Below are 18,981 nucleotides of genomic sequence, written 5' to 3'. Positions count from 1 at the left end.
ACGCCCGGTTACATTCCGAACCCGGAAGCTAAGCCTTTCAGCGCCGATGGTACTGCAGGGGGGACCCTGTGGGAGAGTAGGACGCCGCCGAACAATCTTTCAGGACCCCTGGTCCCAGCGTCCATGCTGGGGCCGGGGGTCTTTTTGTTTTCCGAAGCGCGTCGGATGGTCGGCTGCGCGAGAATGTCTGTGGTACCCGATGACAGGAGTCACCCCCATGTCCACCAACTCTTCCGACGACCGTCCGGAGCGCGAGCCGCGTCGCCGGGACGGCGGTGACAGGGGCGGCTTCCGAGGCGGCCGTGATGACCGGTCCGGTGCGCCTCGCCGTGACAGCGACCGCGGGAGCGGTTTCCGCCGTGACGACCGCGACCGTGGCCCCCGTCGGGACGACAACCGCGGTGCCGGCGCCGGTGGTGGTGGCGGGTTCCGTCGTGACGACCGCGACCGTGACCGTGATCGGGCTCCGCGTCGTGAGGACGACCGTGGTGGTTATCGCGGTGGTCAGCGTGATGACCGTGGTGGCCGTCCTGCTGGTGGTCGTCCTGCGGGTGGTGGGTTTGATCGTCGTGATGACCGCTCCCGTGGTCCGCGTCGCGACGATGACCGTTCCGGTGGTGGCTTCCGGCGTGACGACAGCCGCGGTGGCGGTGCCTCCGGCGGTGGCGGCTTCCGCCGTGATGACCGTGACCGTGATCGTGGGCCGCGTCGTGAGGATGACCGGTCGAGTGGTTTCCGTCGTGATGACCGGGCTCCGCGTCGTGAGGACGACCGTGGTGGTTATCGCGGTGGTCAGCGTGATGACCGTGGTGGCCGTCCTGCTGGTGGTGGGTTTGATCGTCGTGATGACCGGCCCCGTGGCCCGCGTCGCGATGACGACCGTTCCGGTGGTGGCTTCCGGCGTGACGACAGCCGCGGTGGCGGTGCCTCCGGCGGTGGCGGCTTCCGCCGTGATGACAGTCGAGGTGGTGGTGGCGGGTTCCGTCGTGACGACCGTGACCGTGATCGGGCTCCGCGTCGTGAGGACGACCGTGGTGGTTATCGCGGTGGTCAGCGTGATGACCGTGGTGGCCGTCCTGCTGGTGGTCGTCCTGCGGGTGGTGGGTTTGATCGTCGTGATGACCGGCCCCGTGGTCCGCGTCGCGATGACGACCGTTCCGGTGGTGGCTTCCGGCGTGACGACAGCCGCGGTGGCGGTGCCTCCGGCGGTGGCGGCTTCCGGCGTGATGACCGTGACCGTGATCGTGGGCCGCGCCGTGAGGATGACCGGTCGAGTGGTTTCCGTCGTGACGACCGGGCTCCGCGTCGTGAGGACGACCGTGGTGGTTATCGCGGTGGTCAGCGTGATGACCGTGGTGGTCGTCCTGCGGGTGGTGGGTTTGATCGTCGTGATGACCGGCCCCGTGGCCCGCGTCGCGATGACGACCGTTCCGGTGGCGGTTTCCGCCGCGAGGACAGCCGCGGTGGCGGTGCCTCCGGCGGCGGCGGCTTCCGCCGTGATGACCGGAGCCGGGACCGCGGCAACGACCGTGGCAACGACCGGGGCGGCGACCGCGGTGGTTATCGGGGCCGCGATGATCGTGGCGGTTACCAGGGGCGCGACGACCGCGACCGTGAGCCCATCAAGCGGCTTCCCATTCCCGACGACGTCACCGGTCAAGAGATCGACAAGGACGTCCGGCAGGAGCTGATGAGCCTGCCGAAGACCCTCGCCGAGGACGTCGCACGGAACCTCGTCATGGTCGCCCGTCTGATCGACGAGGACCCCGAGAAGGCGTACGCGTACTCGCGGATCGCCCTTCGGCTGGCGTCCAGGGTCGCCGCTGTGCGTGAGGCCGCGGGTTTCGCCGCGTACGCCACACAGAAGTACTCGGAGGCGCTCGCGGAGTTCCGTGCGTCGCGCCGTATGACCGGCTCCGTCGAGCTGTGGCCCGTCATGGCCGACTGCGAGCGTGGACTGGGCCGGCCCGAGCGTGCCATGGCCATGGCCGGTGAGCCTGAGGTCCAGAAGCTGGACAAGGCCGGCCAGGTCGAGATGCGTCTGGTCGCTGCGGGTGCCCGCAGGGACATGGGGCAGATCGACGCCGCGATCGTCACGCTGCAGAGCCCCGAACTCGCCTCCAACGCCGTCCACTCGTGGACGCCGCGCCTGCGATACGCCTACGCCGACGCGCTCCTGGAAGCAGGTCGCGAGGGCGAGGCCCGTGAGTGGTTCGCGAAGGCGCTGGAAGCTGACAAGGACGGTGCGACCGACGCGTCGGACCGGCTTGCCGAACTCGAGGGTGTGGAATTCGTCGACGCGCTCGGTGATGACGAGCACGCCGGTGGCGAGAGCCGCTCCATCGACGCCCAGCACACGGACGACGAGGACGACGCCGATGACGAGGACCACGACGGCGACATCGACGGCGACATCGACGCCGATGACGAGGACCACGACGGCGACGACGGGTCCGCGAGGGCCTGAGCATCGCTGATGCGGCACAGCACATAGAAGAGGGCGGCACCCGCAACGGGTGCCGCCCTCTTCTGCGTTCGGAGCTGTCGTTCGGAGCTGTGGGACTACGAGCCCTGGGGGCTCAGTCGATGTCGAGACTGCGCAGGACCAGCCCCGTCGCCGGCTTGGGGCCGAACGAGGTCGACTTGCGGGGCATCGTGACGCCCTGTCTCGCCAGGTCCCGGACCACGTCCTCGCGCACGGGGTGCATCAGTACGGCCGTGGCGTCGTGCCGTTCCGCCTGCTCCACTGCCGCCACCGCGTCGTGGATGTAGGCGATGTGGTCAGGCACGTCCGGGATCCGCCACACCTCGTCGAGGAGCGTGGAGTGCAGCACCGTCGCGTCGAGCGTGCGCCAGGCCGCCGGCCGGTCGGCGCGTACCGTGCGGGCCAGCAGCTGCTCGTCCGGCCGGTCGACCAGGTGGAAACGCCCGTCGCCGGCGAGCAGGAAGGCGTTGCCCTCCGTCGCTGCCGTCGCGAGAGCGTCGAGGGCCTCGTCCAGCGGCCCGTCGACGGGCCGGACACGGAACCGGCCGTCGAGGGCGCGGAGCGCCTGGGCGACCGGAAGGCGGTGCAGCAGCCGGTGGATGGCGCGGACCCGCAGAGGATAGCGGGCGGTGTCGACGAGCAGGACCAGGCCGAAGTCCCAGGGGCCGGGGGCGGACTGCTCCTGCTGGAGCCGCAGATAGGTGGCCCAGCGGTGGTGGCCGTCGGCGATCAGCGCCTGGTGGTGGGAGAGATCGGACTCGATCTCCGCCCGCTCCGCAGGATCGGAGACGGCCCAGAGACGGTGGCTGAAACCGTCCTCGGTCGTCGTGGTGAGGAGCGGAGGGCGTTCCACCATCCGCTCGATGACGGCCGTGGTGCCGCCGGGGCCACCGTCGCCCGCGTAGCTGAGGAGCAGGGGTTCGAGGTGGGCGGCCGCGGTGCGCATCAGGTCGGCCCGGTCCTCCACGACGTCGGCCATGACGTCCTCGTGCGGCAGCACCACGCCCTCCGACGCGGGGGAGAGAGCCAGGGCTCCGATCACACCGCGCTGGAGGAGGTCGTCGGCCCGCTGCTCGTAGACGTAGAGCACGGGGGCCGGGTCCGGGGCGAGCACGCCCTCCGCGAGCCAGCGCGTCAGGGTGTCGGCCGCCTGCCGGTGGCGTGCGGCCGCCGTGCCGGCCTGCGGGAGGATCAGCCGCACGATGTTGTGCGGGTCCGCGGACTCCAGGTGATGCAGACCGTCGGGCCGTACGACGACGTCGTACGGAGGTGAGGTCACCGCCGCCAGACTTCCGACCCGTTCGGGGACGTATCGCAGACCGCGGAAGGGGATCAGCCGCAGTCCCTTGCCGATGGCGCGCCCGGATGTGTTCATTTGTGCATCGTATGCGCGCTCCCACTATGCGAGATGATCGGGGGAGAGGCATGCAAAAGAGGAGCACAGGCATATGAGCCAGCAGTACAGGTCCCGGCCGCTCGGTAGTGACGTCGCGCTGAGCGAGGCGTACGACACGGCCCTGCTCGATCTCGACGGGGTGGTCTACGCGGGCGGGCACGCGATCGTGCACGCCGTCGAGTCTCTGGGCAGCGCACGCGCCGGCGGTATGCACCTGGCGTACGTGACGAACAACGCGCTGCGGACACCGGACGCGGTGGCGGAGCACCTGACGGAGCTCGGTGTGCCGGCCGATCCCGCTGATGTGATCACGTCGGCGCAGGCGGTGGCCCGGCTGATGGCCGATCAGCTGCCGTCCGGTGCCAGGGTACTCGTGGTCGGCGGTGAAGGGCTGCGGGTCGCGCTGCGTGAGCGCGGCCTGGTGCCGGTGGAGTCGGCGGACGACGACCCGGTCGCCGTCGCCCAGGGCTTCGGCGGGCCCGACCTGGCGTGGGGCCGGTTCGCCGAGGCGGCTTACGCGATCTCGCGCGGAGCCGTGTGGTTCGCGTCCAACACGGACCTGACGATCCCGGGCGCCCGGGGTATCGCCCCTGGCAACGGTGCGGCGGTCGAGGTCGTACGGATCGCTACCGGTGCCGAGCCGCAGGTCGCGGGCAAGCCGCTGCCGCCGATGCACCGCGAGACGGTGCTGCGGACCGGGGCGAAGCGGCCGCTCGTCGTCGGGGACCGGCTGGACACGGACATCGAGGGCGCGTGCAACGGGGGTGTGGACTCGCTGCTCGTTCTGACCGGGGTGACCGACGCGGCGCAGCTGATCGCGGCCGAACCCAAGTACCGGCCGACCTATGTGGACCGGGACCTGCGGGGGCTGCTCACCGGCCAGCCCGGGGTGTCGCAGGAGCAGGGCGGCGGATTCCGCTGTGGTGGCTGGACGGCCGTGGTGAGCGGGGACGCACTCGTGCTGGAAGGTGACGGCGACGCGCTCGACGGGCTGCGGGCCCTGTGCGGAGCGGCGTGGACGCAGGCCGGGGAGGGTTCGTGCGGGCTGGACGCGGTGAAGGCCGTGGCCCGGCTCGGGCTGTAGCAGCGACCGCCCTGCCTGTCTGACGGTCCGCTCCACGGAGCGGAGCTGACCGCCAGGCAGGGCGCCGTCCCCGGCACGAAGACCGCACAGGCCAGGTCGGCGTCCCCCGCGCGGCCACCGCGGACGCGGACGGGAAGTAGTGACCAGCACCATGCCGCAAGCCTCAGCAGCACGCACCGCCCGTGCCTTCCTCCCGGAGTGGGAACCGGGCGGGTCCTCTTTGTGGCCGGAAGTGGAGGATAGGCTACCCTAACCCGGTGTTGGTCGACAGCCCTTCTGAAGCGAACGCCGGTCTCGCAGCCGCGCCGGCCGGACCCGCGCGAGCCGGGCGCCACGCGGTGAGAGCCGCAGGACTACTGGCCGCCGTGGGCGTGCTGGTGCTGGTGTGCCTCGCGAGCGTCGCGATCGGCGCCAAGGCGCTGCCCCTCTCCGAGGTGTGGCACGGGCTGTTCCACTACTCGGGCAGCAACGGCGATGTCCTCGTACGGGATGTGCGGGTGCCGCGCACCGTGCTCGGGCTGATCGCCGGGGCCGCCCTCGGGCTGGCCGGTGCGGTGATGCAGGCGCTGACCCGCAACCCGCTGGCCGAGCCCGGTCTGCTGGGTGTCAACGCGGGCGCCTCCGCGGCCGTGGTCTCCGCCATCACCTTTCTCGGCGTCACCTCACTGACCGGTTATGTCTGGTTCGCCTTCGGTGGCGCCGCGGTCGTGTCCGTTGCGGTCTATCTGCTCGGCGGCAGCCGGTCGGCGAACCCCGTACGGCTGGCGCTCGCCGGTACGGCGGTCACCGCGGCGCTGTTCGGCTACGTCAACGCCGTACAGCTCCTTGACTCGGCGGCCCTGGACCGGCTGCGCTTCTGGACCGTGGGATCGCTGGCCTCCGCGAACCCGGAGACCGTCGGTAAGGTGTGGCCGTTCATCGCCGTGGGCGTGCTGCTCGCCCTGCTCATCGCGCGGCCGCTCAACGCGCTGGAGATGGGCGACGACACGGCCAGGGCGCTCGGTGCGCATCTGACCCGTACCCGCGTCCTCGCGATGGTGGCCGTCACCCTGCTCTGCGGTGCGGCGACCGCCGCCTGCGGGCCGATCGTCTTCGTCGGGCTGATGATCCCGCATCTGGTCCGCTCCCTCACCGGCCCGGACCTGCGCTGGATCCTGCCCTACGCGGCCGTCCTCGCGCCCGTGCTGCTGCTCGGCGCCGACGTCGTGGGCAGACTCGTCGCCCGCCCCGCCGAGTTGCAGGTCGGCATCGTCACCGCGCTGCTGGGCGGGCCCGTCTTCATCCATCTCGTACGACGCAAGAGGATGGCCCAGCGTTGAAGGCCGCACAGGACACCACGAAGACGGTCCACGCCGTGCGGACGGCCGGCGGGCTCTCCTTCCGGGTGGACGCACGCGCTTTCGCCGTGATCGTGCTGCTCATCGCGGCCGCGGCCTTCGCCGCCGTGGTGCTGATCGGCAGCGGCGACTACGCCATGTCGCCCCGGCAGGTCGTCACCACGCTGTTCGGCAACGGGACCTTCCAGCAGGAGTTCATCGTCACGGAACTGCGGCTGCCCAGGGTCCTCGTCGGCCTGCTCGTCGGCGCCGCGCTCGGGGTCGGCGGCGCGGTCTTCCAGAGCATCTCGCGCAATCCGCTCGGCAGCCCGGACGTCCTCGGTTTCGGCCAGGGCTCCGCGGTCGGCGCCCTGGTCGTCATCGTGCTCCTGCACGGCGGGCCCACCGAGGTCGCGGCGGGCGCCGTCGGCGGCGGTCTGCTGACCGGCGCCGCTGTCTACCTGCTGGCCTGGAAGCGCGGGGTGCACGGCTACCGGCTCGTCCTCGTCGGCATCGGCGCGGCCGCGATGCTCACCGCCCTGACCCACTATCTGATCACCAAGGCCGACCTGGTCGACGCCACCCGCGCCGTCGTCTGGATGACCGGCTCGCTGGACGGCAGGGACTGGGCCCAGGTCTGGCCGCTGCTCGCGGTCTGCTGCGTCCTGATCCCGCTGGTACTCGGCCATGGCCGGGCGCTGCGCATGATCGAGATGGGCGACGACTCGGCCCACGCCCTGGGCGTACGGGTGGAACGCACCCGGCTCACCCTGCTGAGCTGCGCCGTGCTGCTCGTCGCCGTCGCCACCGCCGCCGCAGGACCCATCGTCTTCGTCTCGCTCAGCGCGCCGCAGGTCGCCCGGCGCCTCACCCGCGCCCCCGGCCCGAACCTGGCAGCGGCGGCCGGCACGGGAGCGGCCCTGCTGCTCGTCGCCGACTGGGCCGCCATGAACGCCTTCGGGGACCGGCAGCTCCCGGTGGGCGTCATCACCGGCGTGCTCGGCGGCTGCTACCTGCTGTGGCTGCTCGTGTCCGAGCGCAGAGCGGGCCGCATATGAAACCGGGCGGCCCACCGCGCCCGAAGCCCGACGGCCCGCCGCACCCGAGGCCCGGTGGCTGCCCACCGCACCTGAGACCCGGCGGACCGGACCACTCGCAGACCATCCCCACAGACTTCGGGAGTACGACCATGCAGCGCCTCACCGCAGATTCGGTGACCCTCGGCTACGACCAGCGGATCATCGCCGAGGACCTCTCGGTCGAGATACCCGACAACTCCTTCACGGTCATCGTCGGCCCCAACGCATGCGGCAAGTCGACCCTGCTTCGGGCCCTCTCCCGGATGCTGAAGCCGGGCGCGGGGGATGTCCTGCTGGACGGGCAGTCCATCCACCGGCTGCCCGCGAAGAAGGTCGCCAGGACGCTGGGCCTGCTGCCGCAGTCCTCCATAGCCCCGGACGGCATCACCGTCGCCGACCTGGTCTCGCGCGGCCGCTACCCCCACCAGGGGCTGCTGCGCCAGTGGTCGCCCGAGGACGAGCGGATCGTGAAGGAGTCGATGGAGTCGACCGGTGTCGGTGAGCTCGCCGACCGTTACGTCGACGAACTGTCCGGCGGTCAGCGCCAGCGCGTCTGGATCGCCATGGCCCTCGCCCAGCAGACTCCACTCCTGCTGCTCGACGAGCCGACGACGTATCTCGACATTCAGCACCAGATCGACGTACTGGACCTCTGCGCCGAACTGCACGAGACACAGGGCCGCACACTCGTCGCCGTGCTGCACGACCTCAATCACGCCGCCCGGTACGCCACCCACCTGATCGCGATGCGTGAGGGCGCGGTCATCGCCGAGGGCGCGCCCGGCGACGTCGTCACCGCGCAGCTCGTGGAGGACGTCTTCGGGATGCGCTGCCAGGTCATCGACGACCCCGAGACGGGAACGCCGCTCGTCGTGCCCGCCGCCCGCAAGAAGCGCATGGCGGCCTCCGCCTGAGTCCGCCGCCCGGCCTCACAGCAGCGACTTGAGCTTCAGCAGATCGCGGAAGCCCGCCTCCAGACGCACCCGGCCCGCACCCCAGGCCTTCGCGAAGTTCAGCTCGCCGCCGACCATGGCCACCAGGTCGTCCCCGGTCATCGCGAGCCGGATCTCGGCCTTCTCACGTGGCGGTCCGTCGTGGGTGTCCAGCACCTGGATCCGGCCGTTCGCCAGCCGTCCGGTGAACGTCACGTCGAGATCCCTGATGTGGCAGCTCAGCGAGCGGTCGAGGTCGGCAGCACCGCGTACGTCGCTGTCGGCGCCCGCCAGGTTGTCGGAAAGTGTGTCGAGTGCACTGCGGCACTCCGCCATGGTCGCCATCGTCACCGACGGTACACCGGCCCTTCGAGGTAGCGTTTCCGCATGAGCGACTGGACGCCGGGGCCTGACACGGAGCAGCACGGACAGGCGACGGAGCGGCACGGAGAGGCGACGGAGCAGGACAAGGAGGCGGACGAAGCGGCCGCAGGATCTCCTGCGCCCTCCTTCGACCCCGCCCCGCCCGCGCCCCTCGGGGTCGGACGCACCCCTACGGGGCACGCGGGGGTCGACGCCCGTCTTGAGCGGCTGGCCGACGCCGACCACCTCGTGGCCGACGGCCACACCGAGGTGTACGAGGATGTACACCGTGGGCTGCGTGACGAACTGACCGCGCTGGACGCACGGCCCGCAGCACCCGCACCCGCGCACGACAACAGGAGCTGAACCGAACGTGGCAGGAGTGGCACGTCGCCGCCTCGACGCCGAGCTGGTACGCCGCAAGCTGGCACGCTCGCGCGAGCACGCGAGCCAGCTGATCGCGGCGGGGCGGGTGACCGTCGGCGGGAACACCGCGACCAAGCCCGCCACCCAGGTCGAGACCAGTGCCGCCGTCGTCGGCGTCAAGGACGACCACGAACCCCCGGAAGTAAAGCGGGGGGGGGCCAAAAAAGGGGGCGCCCGCGCCCCCGACGGGCCCCTGGGTCTGAGGGTCGAGGGACGGCGCGCGCTGGATGCCGGGGCCTCGACCGGTGGCTTCACCGATGTACTGCTGCGGGCCGGCGCAGGCCATGTCGTGGCCGTGGACGTCGGCTACGGGCAGCTCGCCTGGTCCCTGCAGTCCGACGACCGTGTCACCGTCAAGGACCGTACGAACGTACGTGAGTTGACGGTGGAGCAGATCGACGGCGAACCGGTGGACCTGGTGGTGGGAGATCTGTCGTTCATCCCGCTCGGCCTGGTGCTGCCCGCCCTCGCGCGCTGTGCGGGCCCCGACGCCGACCTGGTGCTCATGGTCAAGCCGCAGTTCGAGGTGGGCAAGGAGCGCCTGGGAAGCGGCGGGGTGGTCCGCAGCCCCGAGCTGCGGGCCGAGGCGGTACGGGAAGTGGCGCGCAGGGCCGGTCTGCTCGGCCTCGGTGTGCAGGGGGTCACGGCGAGCCCGCTGCCGGGCCCGTCGGGAAATGTCGAGTATTTTCTGTGGCTGCGGGCCGGCGCACCTGAGCTGGATCCCGCCGATGTCGACCGTGCAGTGGCGGAGGGGCCCCGTTGACGACGCATACGGAACGATCCGGCAACACGGAACCGTCCGACACCACGGAACTGTCCGGCAACACGGAACCGTCCGGGAACGCGGAACGCACCGTCTTCCTCCTGGCGCACACCGGCCGTCCGGCCGCGGTCCGTAGCGCGGAGCTCGTCGTCCAGGGCCTCCTGCGCAACGGCCTCGGTGTCCGGGTGCTGGCCGTGGAGGCCCAGGACCTGCCGCTGCCCGCGTCCGTGGAGACGGTCACGGACGCGACGCCCACCGCCGTGGACGGCTGCGAACTCCTGATCGTGCTCGGCGGCGACGGGACGCTGCTGCGGGGGGCCGAGATCTCCCGCGCCTCCGGGGTGCCGATGCTCGGGGTCAACCTCGGGCGGGTGGGCTTTCTCGCCGAGGCCGAGCGTGACGACCTCGACAAGGTCGTCGACCGGGTCGTCACCCGTGCGTACAAGGTCGAGGAGCGGATGACGCTCGATGTCGTCGTGCACAGCAACGGCGACATCGTGCACACCGACTGGGCGCTCAACGAGGCCGCGGTCCAGAAGGTCTCGCCCGAGCGGATGCTGGAGGTCGTCCTGGAGATCGACGGCCGCCCGGTGACCGGCTTCGGATGCGACGGGATCGTCTGCGCCACCCCGACAGGCTCGACCGCGTACGCCTTCTCGGCGGGCGGCCCCGTCGTCTGGCCTGAGGTCGAGGCGCTGCTCATGGTGCCGATCAGTGCCCACGCGCTGTTCGCGAAGCCGCTGGTGACCTCGCCCGACTCGGTGCTGGCCGTGGAGGTGCAGCCGCACACCCCGCACGGGGTCCTGTGGTGCGACGGGCGCCGCACCGTCGAGCTGCCCGCCGGGGCCAGGGTGGAGGTGCGGCGCGGTGCGGTGCCCGTACGTCTCGCGCGGCTGCACCAGGCGTCGTTCACCGACCGTCTGGTGGCCAAGTTCGCACTGCCCGTACAGGGCTGGCGGGGTGCTCCGCACTGATTTCCCCGGCCCCCGCTCACACCCGCCCGAGTGAATCCGTCACCGGGGCCCGTCGCACACCGGGCTCCGGACCTCGTAAGGTCATGTCCGTGTTGGAGGAGATGCGGATACGGTCGCTCGGAGTCATCGACGACGCGGTGGTGGAGCTGTCACCCGGTTTCACCGCGGTGACGGGTGAGACCGGCGCGGGCAAGACCATGGTCGTCACGAGCCTCGGGCTGCTGCTCGGCGGGCGCGCCGACCCCGCCCTTGTGCGGATCGGGGCCAAGGCCGCGGTCGTCGAGGGCCGGATCACGGTGTCCAGGGGCGACGCGGCGGCGGTACGCGCCGAGGAGGCCGGGGGCGAGATCGAGGACGGTGCGCTGATCGTCAGCCGTACCGTTTCCGCGGAAGGGCGCTCCCGGGCACATCTCGGGGGCAGATCCGTGCCCGTGGGGCTGCTCGCCGAGCTCGCCGACGACCTCGTCGCCGTGCACGGCCAGACCGACCAGCAGGGACTGCTCAAGCCCGCACGGCAGCGCCAGGCCCTCGACCGGTACGCCGGCGGCCGGGTGGAGGGCCCGCACACCAAGTACACGGCGGCCTACCGGCGGCTGCGCGCGGTCGTCACCGAGCTCGACGAGCTGACCACCCGGGCCAGGGAACGCGCCCAGGAGGCGGATCTGCTGCGCTTCGGCCTCGACGAGGTCGCCGCCGTGGAGCCGCTGCCGGGGGAGGACACCGAACTCGCCGCGGAGGCCGAGCGGCTCGGCCACGCAGAGGCGCTGGCCTCCGCCGCGGCCCTCGCCCATGCGGCCCTCGCGGGTGATCCCGAGGACCAGGAGGGCGTGGACGCGACCACGGTGGTCGCCGCCGCCGGACGGTCCCTGGACGCCGTACGGGCGCACGACCCCGCGCTGGCCGCGCTAGCCGACCGGATCGGCGAGATCTCGATCCTGCTGGCCGATGTGGCCGGGGAGCTCGCCGGATACGCCGACCAGCTGGACGCCGACCCGCTGCGGCTCGCCACCGTGGAGGAGCGGCGCGCCGCGCTCACCGCGCTCACCCGTAAGTACGGTGAGGACATCACCTCGGTGCTGGCCTGGGCCGAGGACGGTGCCTCCCGCCTGACCGAACTGGAGGGCGACGACGACCGCATCGGTGAGCTGACGGCCGAGCGTGACGCGCTGCGCGGTGAACTCTCCGTCCTCGGCCAGGAGCTGACCGACGCGCGCACGGAGGCGGCGGCGCGTTTCGCCGGGGCCGTCACCGAGGAGCTGGCGTCGCTCGCGATGCCGCACGCCCGGGTCTCCTTCGCCATCCGGCAGACCGAGGCCCCGGACGAGGAGTCCGGCATCGACATCAACGGCCGGAGCGTGCTCTACGGGCCCTCCGGCGCCGACGAGGTGGAGCTCCTGCTGGCGCCGCACCCCGGCGCGCAGCCCCGGCCGATCGCCAAGGGCGCGTCCGGCGGTGAGCTGTCGCGGGTGATGCTCGCCGTCGAGGTGGTCTTCGCGGGCTCCGACCCCGTGCCGACGTATCTCTTCGACGAGGTCGACGCCGGGGTCGGCGGCAAGGCGGCCGTCGAGGTCGGCCGGCGGCTGGCGAAGCTCGCCAGGTCCGCACAGGTCGTCGTGGTCACCCACCTGCCGCAGGTGGCGGCCTTCGCCGACCGGCAGCTGCTGGTCGAGAAGACCGTGGACGGATCGGTGACCAGGAGCGGTGTCACGGTCCTCGAAGGCGAGGACCGGGTGCGGGAGCTCTCCCGGATGCTCGCCGGGCAGGAGGACTCGGAGACCGCCAGGGCCCATGCCGAAGAGCTGCTGGAGACCGCGCGAGCGGACGGATAGACAGACAGGCAGGTGGACGGACAAGCGGCCCGCAGGCGTCAGCCCGGGCCGCCCACCTCACTCGTACGGGTGGGGTGGGCCGTCCCGCCGCCGACGTGACGACGGGAACAACGTTTCGTCAGTCCCGGAACGCGCGTACGGACTGGCATCCTTGGCGCTGTACTCACCACCGACTCGGGATCCAGGGATCCCCGGGAGCCAATCAACGTGTCACAGCTGCGTACGGTCCAAGTCCTGGGCGGCGGTGCCGGAAGCAGCGCTCATGTCAGCTCGCTCGCCGCAGGTCTTGTCGCCAGGGGCGTACAGGTCACCGTGTGCGCTCCGGCCGGTTCCGGCCGCGCCCACGGCCTTCCCGCGACGGGCGCCCGGTTCGTCGCGGTGCCCCGGCGCAGTGACCCCGCGGCCGTCGCCGCCCTGCGTACCGCCTGTACCGGGGCGGACATCGTCCACGCCCACGGGCTGCACGCCGCCGTACGCGCCGGGATCGCGCTCAGCGGCCGGGGCGTCCCGCTGGTCGTGACCTGGCACACCCGCGCCCATGCCGACGGCGCGAGGGGCCGGCTGCTGCGGCTGCTGGAGCGAAGAGCCGCGAAGGCGGCAGCCGTTGTGCTGGGCACCTCGTGGGAGCTGGTCGACCGGGCCCGCCGCCGGGGCGCGAGGGACGCCAGGCTCGCACCGGCCTCGATCCCCCCGAGCCGCTTCTCCGGCGGCGTCGACGACGGCAAGACCCGCGCCGAACTGGGCGCGGTCGGAAGGCCGTTGCTGGTGTCGGTCGCGCAGCACGGGCACGAGACGCTGCTGGACGCGGCGCACGCGTGGCGTGCGCTGGACCCCGTGCCGCTGCTGGCCGTCGCGGGGGAGGGGCCCCGGGCGGACGCCCTGCGGCGCCGGATCGCGGCGGAGGGGCTGCCCGTGGTCCTCGCCGGCGGCCCCGACGATGTCGGCGAGCTCCTCGTCGCCGCCGACATCGCCGTGCTGTCCGGGCTCGGCGACGGCGGGCCGCTGCTCGCCCAGGAGGCCCTGAGGCTAGGCATCCCGCTGGTCGCCGCCCGCGCCGACGGCCTGCCCGAACTCGTGGGCGATGCGGCCGAGCTGGTGCCGTACGGGGACGCCGAGGCGCTCGCCGGAGCCGTCGCGCGGCTCCTCGACGACCCCGGTCGGCGGGAGCGGCTCGCGGACTCGGGGCGCGCGCAGGCCGCGGGCTGGCCCACCGAGGACGACACGATCGCCCATGTGCTCTCCGTCTACGACGAGTTGGCGCAGCCCCTGACGGCCGCCCGCGGCTGATTCCTCAGCGGATGTGGCGGCGCGCCCGCAGGGCCAGGCTCAGCGCCAGCACCGAGCGCGGGTCGTCCAGATCGGTGCCCAGCAGCTCGCCGATGCGGGCCAGCCGGTTGTAGAGCGTCTGGCGGTTCAGATGCAGCTCCCGCGCGGCCTCCGCCTTGCGGCCCGCATGGGCGAGGTACGCCTCCAGCGTGGGCAGCAGCACGGGACGCGACGTACGGTCGTGCTCGCGCAGCGGCCCGATCGCCCGGTCCACGAACGACTCCAGATCCGGATGGTCCCGCAGCCGCCACAGCAGCAGATCGATGTCCAGGCCGCGCGCGTCGTACCAGGGGCGCTCCCCGAGGCCCTGCGCGGCCGTCGCCGCGTCCGCCGCGTGCCGCAGCCCCGCGCCCGCCGACGCCCAGCCGCCCGCGGCCCCGACCACCACGACGAGCGGGGCACGGTCCCCGGCCCGCTCCAGGCCCGCCCGCGCGGCGCCTGCCCGCAGCGCGACCGCCACCCGGTCCGCGAGCGCCGTGCGCGCCGTCCCAGGGCGCAGTGCCAGCAGCAGCGGGACCCTGCCCTCCACCGGGCGCACCCCCACCAGCACCGGCGCGCCCACCGCCGCGAGCTCCTCGGTCACGGCCCGGGCCAGCAGCGCCCAGCTGCCCGAGGGCGCCGACTCCGGCGCGAGCCGCATCACCACAGGCAGCAGCGGATCCCCGCCCGGCCTGAAGCCCAGGACCCCGGCCTGCGCGGGGGCGTCATCGGGAGCGATCCGGCCCTCGGCGAGATCGGTGAGGAAGTCGCCGCGGCCCCTCGCCGCCACCTCGTCCTCCTGGCGGGCCTGCATCAGCACGACCGCGAGGATGCCCGCCGCCCGCTCGGCCGCCATCCGGTGCACCGTCACCAGCGGGCCCGACACCGCGAGCAGCACCAGCCGGGCCCGTACGGAACCGGCCCCGAGGCCGCCTCCAGGCACCTCCACCAGGACCGCGCCCGCCGGTGGCGCGGCACGGGCCGCACGGCCCCCGCGCAGCCCCTCCCAGACCTGGAGCGGATCGGCGCCCACCTGACCGGCCCCGGCCGCGAACAGCAGCCGGCCGTCCGGGGTCTCGAGGAAGACCGGATTCCCGGCGAAGTCCGCCAGGATCCCCAGGACCTGCGGCACCCCGCCACCGCCCAGCACCGCCTCCGTGCACCGCCGGTGCACTTCCTCCGCCCGCCGGAGCAGGGCGTAGTGGCCGTTGACGATCTCGGTGTGGATCTCCTCGGTCACCGCCACGAACGGCACCTCGCGGTGCAGCTGGACGAGCGGCAGCCCCGCCGTCCGCGCCGCCTCCACGATCGCCGTGGGCAGCCGGCCGAAGCGCGGTCCGAGCTCCACGACCAGGGCGGCGATGCCACGGTCGGCCAGCCTGCGGACGTAGGCGCGCTGGTCCGCGGGCCTGGACCCGAGACCGAGCCCCGTCGTGAGAAGCAGCTCCCCGCCCTTGAGGAGGTCGGGGAGGTTCGGCGCCTCTCCGGCGTGCACCCAGCGCACCGTACGCTCCAGCCGGTCCTCGCAGGTCAGCACCTCCGGGAGCCCGCCGCGCAGCCCCGGCAGCTCCAGGGCCCGCCGCACGGTGATCCCGCCCTCTGTCTCCACCGGCCCCGTACTCCCGTTCGTGCGCGTCGGCGCTCGTGCTCCGGCCCGCGGGCAGTGTAGGTTCCGGCGAGCCGTGTCCTCTGGAGCTGCAGTGACCTGCACTTTTAGGCCGGATTCCGCGGTCGTGTCAGTGACACAGTCCCGCTTTCGTGTCATTTTCCTCAGCGAACGGAAGAGCCAACGGCCGCTCACTGATGGCAACTCTAGTCGGCGGACCTCAGCCCGTGACGCCGCAGCCGCTGGTCATTGACCTGAACCTCTAGATGGGGCCAGGCTGTGGCCAGGCGCGAAAGATCGCCATCCTCCAGCAGGGGCACCGAACCCAGCGACTCGTCCGGCTTGAAATGGGCCGGCGTCCCGGTCGTGCCATCGACCTCGACGGGTTCAAGGTCACTGACGGGAACGCCGTGTTCGTAGCGCTGGGTCCAGGCCCCATTGAGGCGCTCCGCTGATCGACATCCACGCCGTTTGAACAGAGTCCCGATTTCACCCACCTCGCCAGACCGCGCGGGGTTACACCGAGTGACCGGCCTCGAACGTCGAAACGATGCCGCCGACCGCAGATCGGCAGGTCCGATCGGTCCGAGCGTCGGTGCCGTTCCCATTCCCGGCTTCCCGGCGTCGTGCGCGCATAACGCTGGGCTGACCGGCAAAAAGAGACACTCATTCATGCGATCACGAAAACCACGCGCGATCCTCGCTGCCGCGTTCTTTGCGGCGGTGACTGCGGTGGTGCTCACCAGACGTTACCGGCCGGCGCTCAAGACGACGGGGCTTCGCAACCCGGTACCCGGCCGGCGGTTATGGGTGTCGGCAGGCCGGCCGTCACAGCCGCGTCCACCAGCGGACTCCAGTTGACCGCCAACGAGCGTGAACACATCTCGAAGTCCATCGCGGCGGTTACCACCGATTCCGATATCGGTGCTGCGCTCACCGTTCGGCCGTCGGTCGCCGGCGCGACTGAGCCGTCCACCGCGCGCACCAGAGCCTGGTAGAGCAGATGCGGGCCGGCGCCGCTGTAACCCCCCGCCGAACACCGTGCCTGAGCAGAAGCGTCGCCGTTATCATTGACCGGTGACCGGCAACCTTGAGTCGTTCCAGGACGAACTGGCCGCCAGCGGGTTTCCGCCGCTGATCAACAAGCTGGCCGGGGCCGGCTTCCGGGGCGGGATCGCCACCCGTGACCTCGGGCCGCTGCGGCTGGTCTCCCTCGACACGCCCGAGAGCGCCTGCATCGGGCGGGAGCGCGACGCCTCCGACGGCGAGAACCTGGCGGTCAAGGTGATGACCCGGGGCCGGACGCGGATCGAGCAAGGGCGCGGCGACGCCGAACTCGGGCCGACAGACCTGATACTGCTCGATCCCACGCGTACGCTCCGGTTCGAGAGCACTGCCTCGGCGCACGTCACCATCCTGGTTCCGCGCCGGGAGCTTCGGATCCGGCCCGCGCAGATCGACCGGCTCATCGGCGTACGCATCGACGGCAGCCACGGCCCGGGCGCTCTCGTCTCCGTGCTGGCCCGGCAGTCGGCGTGGTCGGCGACCGAGTTCCGCGAGGCGGAGGCGCTGCGGTCGGCGGCGGCCGTCGTCGAGCTGATCGCGGTCGCACTGGAGGCCCGGCTCGGCGACGAACAACCGGCCGCGGACGAGTGGCTGCGGAGCCGGATCGCCGGCTACATCGAGACCCGGCTGGCCGATCCCGATCTGTCCCCGCCTGGCATTGCCGCCACCCACAACATATCCGTACGCCGGCTGCACAAGCTGTTCGAGGACCAGCCGCTCACCGTCGCGGCCCTGATCCGCCGTCGCCGCCTGGAGCGCTGCCGGGCCGAGCTGACCGGAAGCGGACGTACGGTCACCGCCGTGGCCGCCCGGTGGGGATTCTCCGACCCCACCCATTTCAGCAAGCTCTTCAAGGCGACGTACGGCTACAACGCCCGTGCACTGGTAACCAGCAACCGTGCACAGACGACCAAGACGCGCACAGCCGGCCCGGACAAGGATGGTGGTGACCAAGGCAGGCAATAGCAATAGGAGAAGTCGTGGCGAAGGTAAACATCGTCCGCCCCGGTGAGGGCGAGATCCTCGGCAGCGGGGCGCAGCAGATCCGCATCCTGGAGAACGGCGAGCACACCGACCACCGGCTGGGGTTCGCCGAGGTCACCATTCCGCCGGGCACCCCGAGCCCGTTGCAGCATCGCCACGCCCAGCATGACGAGGGCTTCTACGTGCTGGCGGGAACTTTCCGGTTCACCGTCGGCGAGGACCACTACGACGCCGGGCCGGGCACCTGGGTCATCGTGCCGACCGGGGCGCCGCACACGTTCGCCAACGTCGGCGACGAGAACGCGGTCATGCTGAACACCTTCACGCCGGACCTGTATGTGCAGTACTTCCGCGACTTCAAGGCCATGATCGATTCCGGGCAGCCGGTCAACGCCGAGACCATGCAACCGCTCTGGAAGAACTACGCCACCGAGATCTCGAACGAATACGCCTCGTGAAGCGCCTTCAATACGACCGCTACGGCGGCCCGGAGGTGATGCGGCTCGCTGAGTTCGAGCCACCACGCCCGGGTCCGGATGAGGTTCTCGTCCGCGTCCGAGCGGCGGCTTCCAACGCGCTGGACTGGAAGATGCGCAACGGCGAGATGAAGTTGATGACCGGTCGCTCCTTTCCCCGGGCGATGGGGCACGACTTCGCCGGAGTCGTCGAGGCGGTCGGCGCCGGCGTCACCCGCCTGAAGGCCGGCGACGCGGTACTCGGCGGGGCTCGTTTCCGGCAGGCGGGGGCGTTCGCCGAGATGGTGACGGTCCCGGAGAAGGCGGTCGTGCTCAAACCGGTGGACCTTTCGTACGAGCAGGCCGCCGCGCTGCCGACCGTGGGCGTGACCGCCTACCAGGCCACGGCGGAGGTCCGTCCCGGGCAGGCGGTCTTCGTCAACGGGTGCCTGGGCGGGGTGGGCCGGGCCGCCGTCCAGTTCGCCCGGGCGCGGGGAGCCTCGGTCGCCGGCAGTTGCCGCAACCCTGCGGCTGACGAGGCCCACGAGCTCGGCGTCGAGCCGGTCGTGGGTTTCGGCTTCGACCCGGCCGCCCTCGCGGAACGGTTCGATCTCGTCCTCGACACGCCCGGCATGCTTACCTTCGCCGCGGCCCGAACGCTGCTGAAGCCCGGCGGAACCATCGTCGACATCGTCCCAACCCCGGCCAAAATGATCAGAAGCGCACTGCCCGGCCCGTTCCGGGCGATGATGGGCCGACCGGTGACCGCCGACCTGGAGGAGGTGGCCCGGACCCTGCGCCTGCCCATCGCCCGTACGGTCCCGTTGGCCGAGGCGATTCCCGCCCTGACGGAGCTGGAGCGCGAGCAGCGCCCGAAGGGCGGCAAACTGGTCATCGCCATGGCCGGAAGCTGAGCCGG

General features: G+C 71.9%; 16 protein-coding genes, 1 rRNA gene and 1 pseudogene. 15 read left to right on the top strand and 3 right to left on the bottom strand.

Going from position 1 to position 18,981, the window contains the following annotated elements:
• The 3 genes and pseudogenes from rrf to AB0C75_RS11985 all read left to right on the top strand — a co-directional run.
• A 5S ribosomal RNA gene (gene rrf / locus AB0C75_RS11995) occupies positions 1-93 on the top strand; the annotation flags it as partial.
• Positions 94-199: 106 nt separating this feature from the next.
• Positions 200-1,555: pseudogene (locus AB0C75_RS11990) on the top strand (hypothetical protein); the annotation flags it as partial.
• A 135-nt stretch (positions 1,556-1,690) separates the two neighbouring features.
• Positions 1,691-2,467, top strand: a complete 777-nt coding sequence (locus tag AB0C75_RS11985) for a hypothetical protein (protein ID WP_362889646.1) — start codon at positions 1,691-1,693, stop codon at positions 2,465-2,467.
• A gap of 112 nt (positions 2,468-2,579) precedes the next feature.
• Here the strand turns inward: AB0C75_RS11985 and AB0C75_RS11980 are convergent, their stop codons facing one another.
• Positions 2,580-3,860, bottom strand: coding sequence for a DUF1015 domain-containing protein (locus AB0C75_RS11980; RefSeq protein WP_362889606.1), 1,281 nt, complete (start codon positions 3,858-3,860; stop codon positions 2,580-2,582).
• Between the two features lie 73 nt (positions 3,861-3,933).
• Between AB0C75_RS11980 and AB0C75_RS11975 the strand changes: the two genes are divergently transcribed.
• The 4 genes from AB0C75_RS11975 (at position 3,934) to AB0C75_RS11960 (ending at position 8,274) form a co-directional block, all read left to right on the top strand.
• Entirely contained in the window at positions 3,934-4,965 is a 1,032-nt protein-coding gene (locus AB0C75_RS11975; RefSeq protein WP_362889604.1) for an HAD hydrolase-like protein, read from the top strand.
• Between the two features lie 338 nt (positions 4,966-5,303).
• Positions 5,304-6,284: an iron chelate uptake ABC transporter family permease subunit gene (locus AB0C75_RS11970; RefSeq protein WP_362889644.1), complete on the top strand. Its 981-nt coding sequence runs from the start codon at positions 5,304-5,306 to the stop codon at positions 6,282-6,284.
• A complete protein-coding gene (locus tag AB0C75_RS11965) occupies positions 6,281-7,339 on the top strand; it encodes an iron chelate uptake ABC transporter family permease subunit (protein WP_362889602.1) in 1,059 nt (352 codons plus the stop codon). The genes AB0C75_RS11970 and AB0C75_RS11965 overlap by 4 nt, the downstream gene beginning before the upstream one ends.
• A gap of 131 nt (positions 7,340-7,470) precedes the next feature.
• A complete protein-coding gene (locus AB0C75_RS11960) occupies positions 7,471-8,274 on the top strand; it encodes an ABC transporter ATP-binding protein (protein ID WP_362889600.1) in 804 nt (267 codons plus the stop codon).
• 15 nt (positions 8,275-8,289) lie between these two features.
• On the opposite strand, the gene AB0C75_RS11955 is transcribed toward AB0C75_RS11960, so the two are convergent.
• The gene (locus tag AB0C75_RS11955) at positions 8,290-8,637 is read right to left on the bottom strand and encodes an SCP2 sterol-binding domain-containing protein (protein ID WP_362889598.1); all 348 of its coding nucleotides are present in this window, start codon (positions 8,635-8,637) and stop codon (positions 8,290-8,292) included.
• Positions 8,638-8,679: 42 nt separating this feature from the next.
• Between AB0C75_RS11955 and AB0C75_RS11950 the strand changes: the two genes are divergently transcribed.
• From AB0C75_RS11950 to AB0C75_RS11930, 5 genes are all read left to right on the top strand, one after another.
• Complete coding sequence (locus AB0C75_RS11950; RefSeq protein ID WP_362889596.1) at positions 8,680-9,021, top strand: hypothetical protein; 342 nt, start codon at positions 8,680-8,682, stop codon at positions 9,019-9,021.
• Positions 9,022-9,028: 7 nt separating this feature from the next.
• Positions 9,029-9,844, top strand: a complete 816-nt coding sequence (locus AB0C75_RS11945) for a TlyA family RNA methyltransferase (protein WP_362889594.1) — start codon at positions 9,029-9,031, stop codon at positions 9,842-9,844.
• Positions 9,845-9,894: 50 nt separating this feature from the next.
• Entirely contained in the window at positions 9,895-10,818 is a 924-nt protein-coding gene (locus AB0C75_RS11940; RefSeq protein WP_362889642.1) for an NAD kinase, read from the top strand.
• A gap of 83 nt (positions 10,819-10,901) precedes the next feature.
• On the top strand, positions 10,902-12,647 hold the full coding sequence (gene recN / locus AB0C75_RS11935; protein WP_362889592.1) for a DNA repair protein RecN: 1,746 nt from the start codon (positions 10,902-10,904) through the stop codon (positions 12,645-12,647).
• 207 nt (positions 12,648-12,854) lie between these two features.
• Entirely contained in the window at positions 12,855-13,934 is a 1,080-nt protein-coding gene (locus tag AB0C75_RS11930) for a glycosyltransferase family 4 protein (protein ID WP_362889590.1), read from the top strand.
• 4 nt (positions 13,935-13,938) lie between these two features.
• Here AB0C75_RS11930 and AB0C75_RS11925 read toward each other — a convergent pair whose 3' ends face one another.
• Entirely contained in the window at positions 13,939-15,561 is a 1,623-nt protein-coding gene (locus AB0C75_RS11925; protein ID WP_362889588.1) for a PucR family transcriptional regulator, read from the bottom strand.
• 1,074 nt (positions 15,562-16,635) lie between these two features.
• On the opposite strand from AB0C75_RS11925, the gene AB0C75_RS11920 reads away from it, so the two are divergent.
• The 3 genes from AB0C75_RS11920 to AB0C75_RS11910 are packed head-to-tail and all read left to right on the top strand — an operon-like array spanning position 16,636 to position 18,976.
• On the top strand, positions 16,636-17,589 hold the full coding sequence (locus AB0C75_RS11920) for a helix-turn-helix domain-containing protein (RefSeq protein ID WP_327336211.1): 954 nt from the start codon (positions 16,636-16,638) through the stop codon (positions 17,587-17,589).
• A 14-nt stretch (positions 17,590-17,603) separates the two neighbouring features.
• Complete coding sequence (locus tag AB0C75_RS11915; protein WP_195888700.1) at positions 17,604-18,065, top strand: cupin domain-containing protein; 462 nt, start codon at positions 17,604-17,606, stop codon at positions 18,063-18,065.
• A complete protein-coding gene (locus tag AB0C75_RS11910; RefSeq protein WP_362889585.1) occupies positions 18,062-18,976 on the top strand; it encodes an NADP-dependent oxidoreductase in 915 nt (304 codons plus the stop codon). The genes AB0C75_RS11915 and AB0C75_RS11910 overlap by 4 nt, the downstream gene beginning before the upstream one ends.
• Positions 18,977-18,981 lie beyond the last annotated feature (5 nt).

The organism is Streptomyces sp. NPDC048565 (assembly GCF_040650935.1).
GTDB lineage: Bacteria > Actinomycetota > Actinomycetes > Streptomycetales > Streptomycetaceae > Streptomyces.
The sequence above is the reverse complement of the archived record's forward strand: the minus strand, read 5'-3'. Positions and strand labels throughout refer to the sequence as shown.

Bases quoted from the DNA above. Each gene is read 5' to 3' on its own strand.
- AB0C75_RS11985 (WP_362889646.1), top strand. From the start codon at position 1,691: ATGAGCCTGCCGAAGACCCTCGCCGAGGACGTCGCACGGAACCTCGTC.
- AB0C75_RS11980 (WP_362889606.1), bottom strand. From the start codon at position 3,860: ATGAACACATCCGGGCGCGCCATCGGCAAGGGACTGCGGCTGATCCCC.
- AB0C75_RS11975 (WP_362889604.1), top strand. From the start codon at position 3,934: ATGAGCCAGCAGTACAGGTCCCGGCCGCTCGGTAGTGACGTCGCGCTG.
- AB0C75_RS11960 (WP_362889600.1), top strand. From the start codon at position 7,471: ATGCAGCGCCTCACCGCAGATTCGGTGACCCTCGGCTACGACCAGCGG.
- AB0C75_RS11955 (WP_362889598.1), bottom strand. From the start codon at position 8,637: ATGGCGACCATGGCGGAGTGCCGCAGTGCACTCGACACACTTTCCGAC.
- AB0C75_RS11950 (WP_362889596.1), top strand. From the start codon at position 8,680: ATGAGCGACTGGACGCCGGGGCCTGACACGGAGCAGCACGGACAGGCG.
- recN (WP_362889592.1), top strand. From the start codon at position 10,902: ATGTCCGTGTTGGAGGAGATGCGGATACGGTCGCTCGGAGTCATCGAC.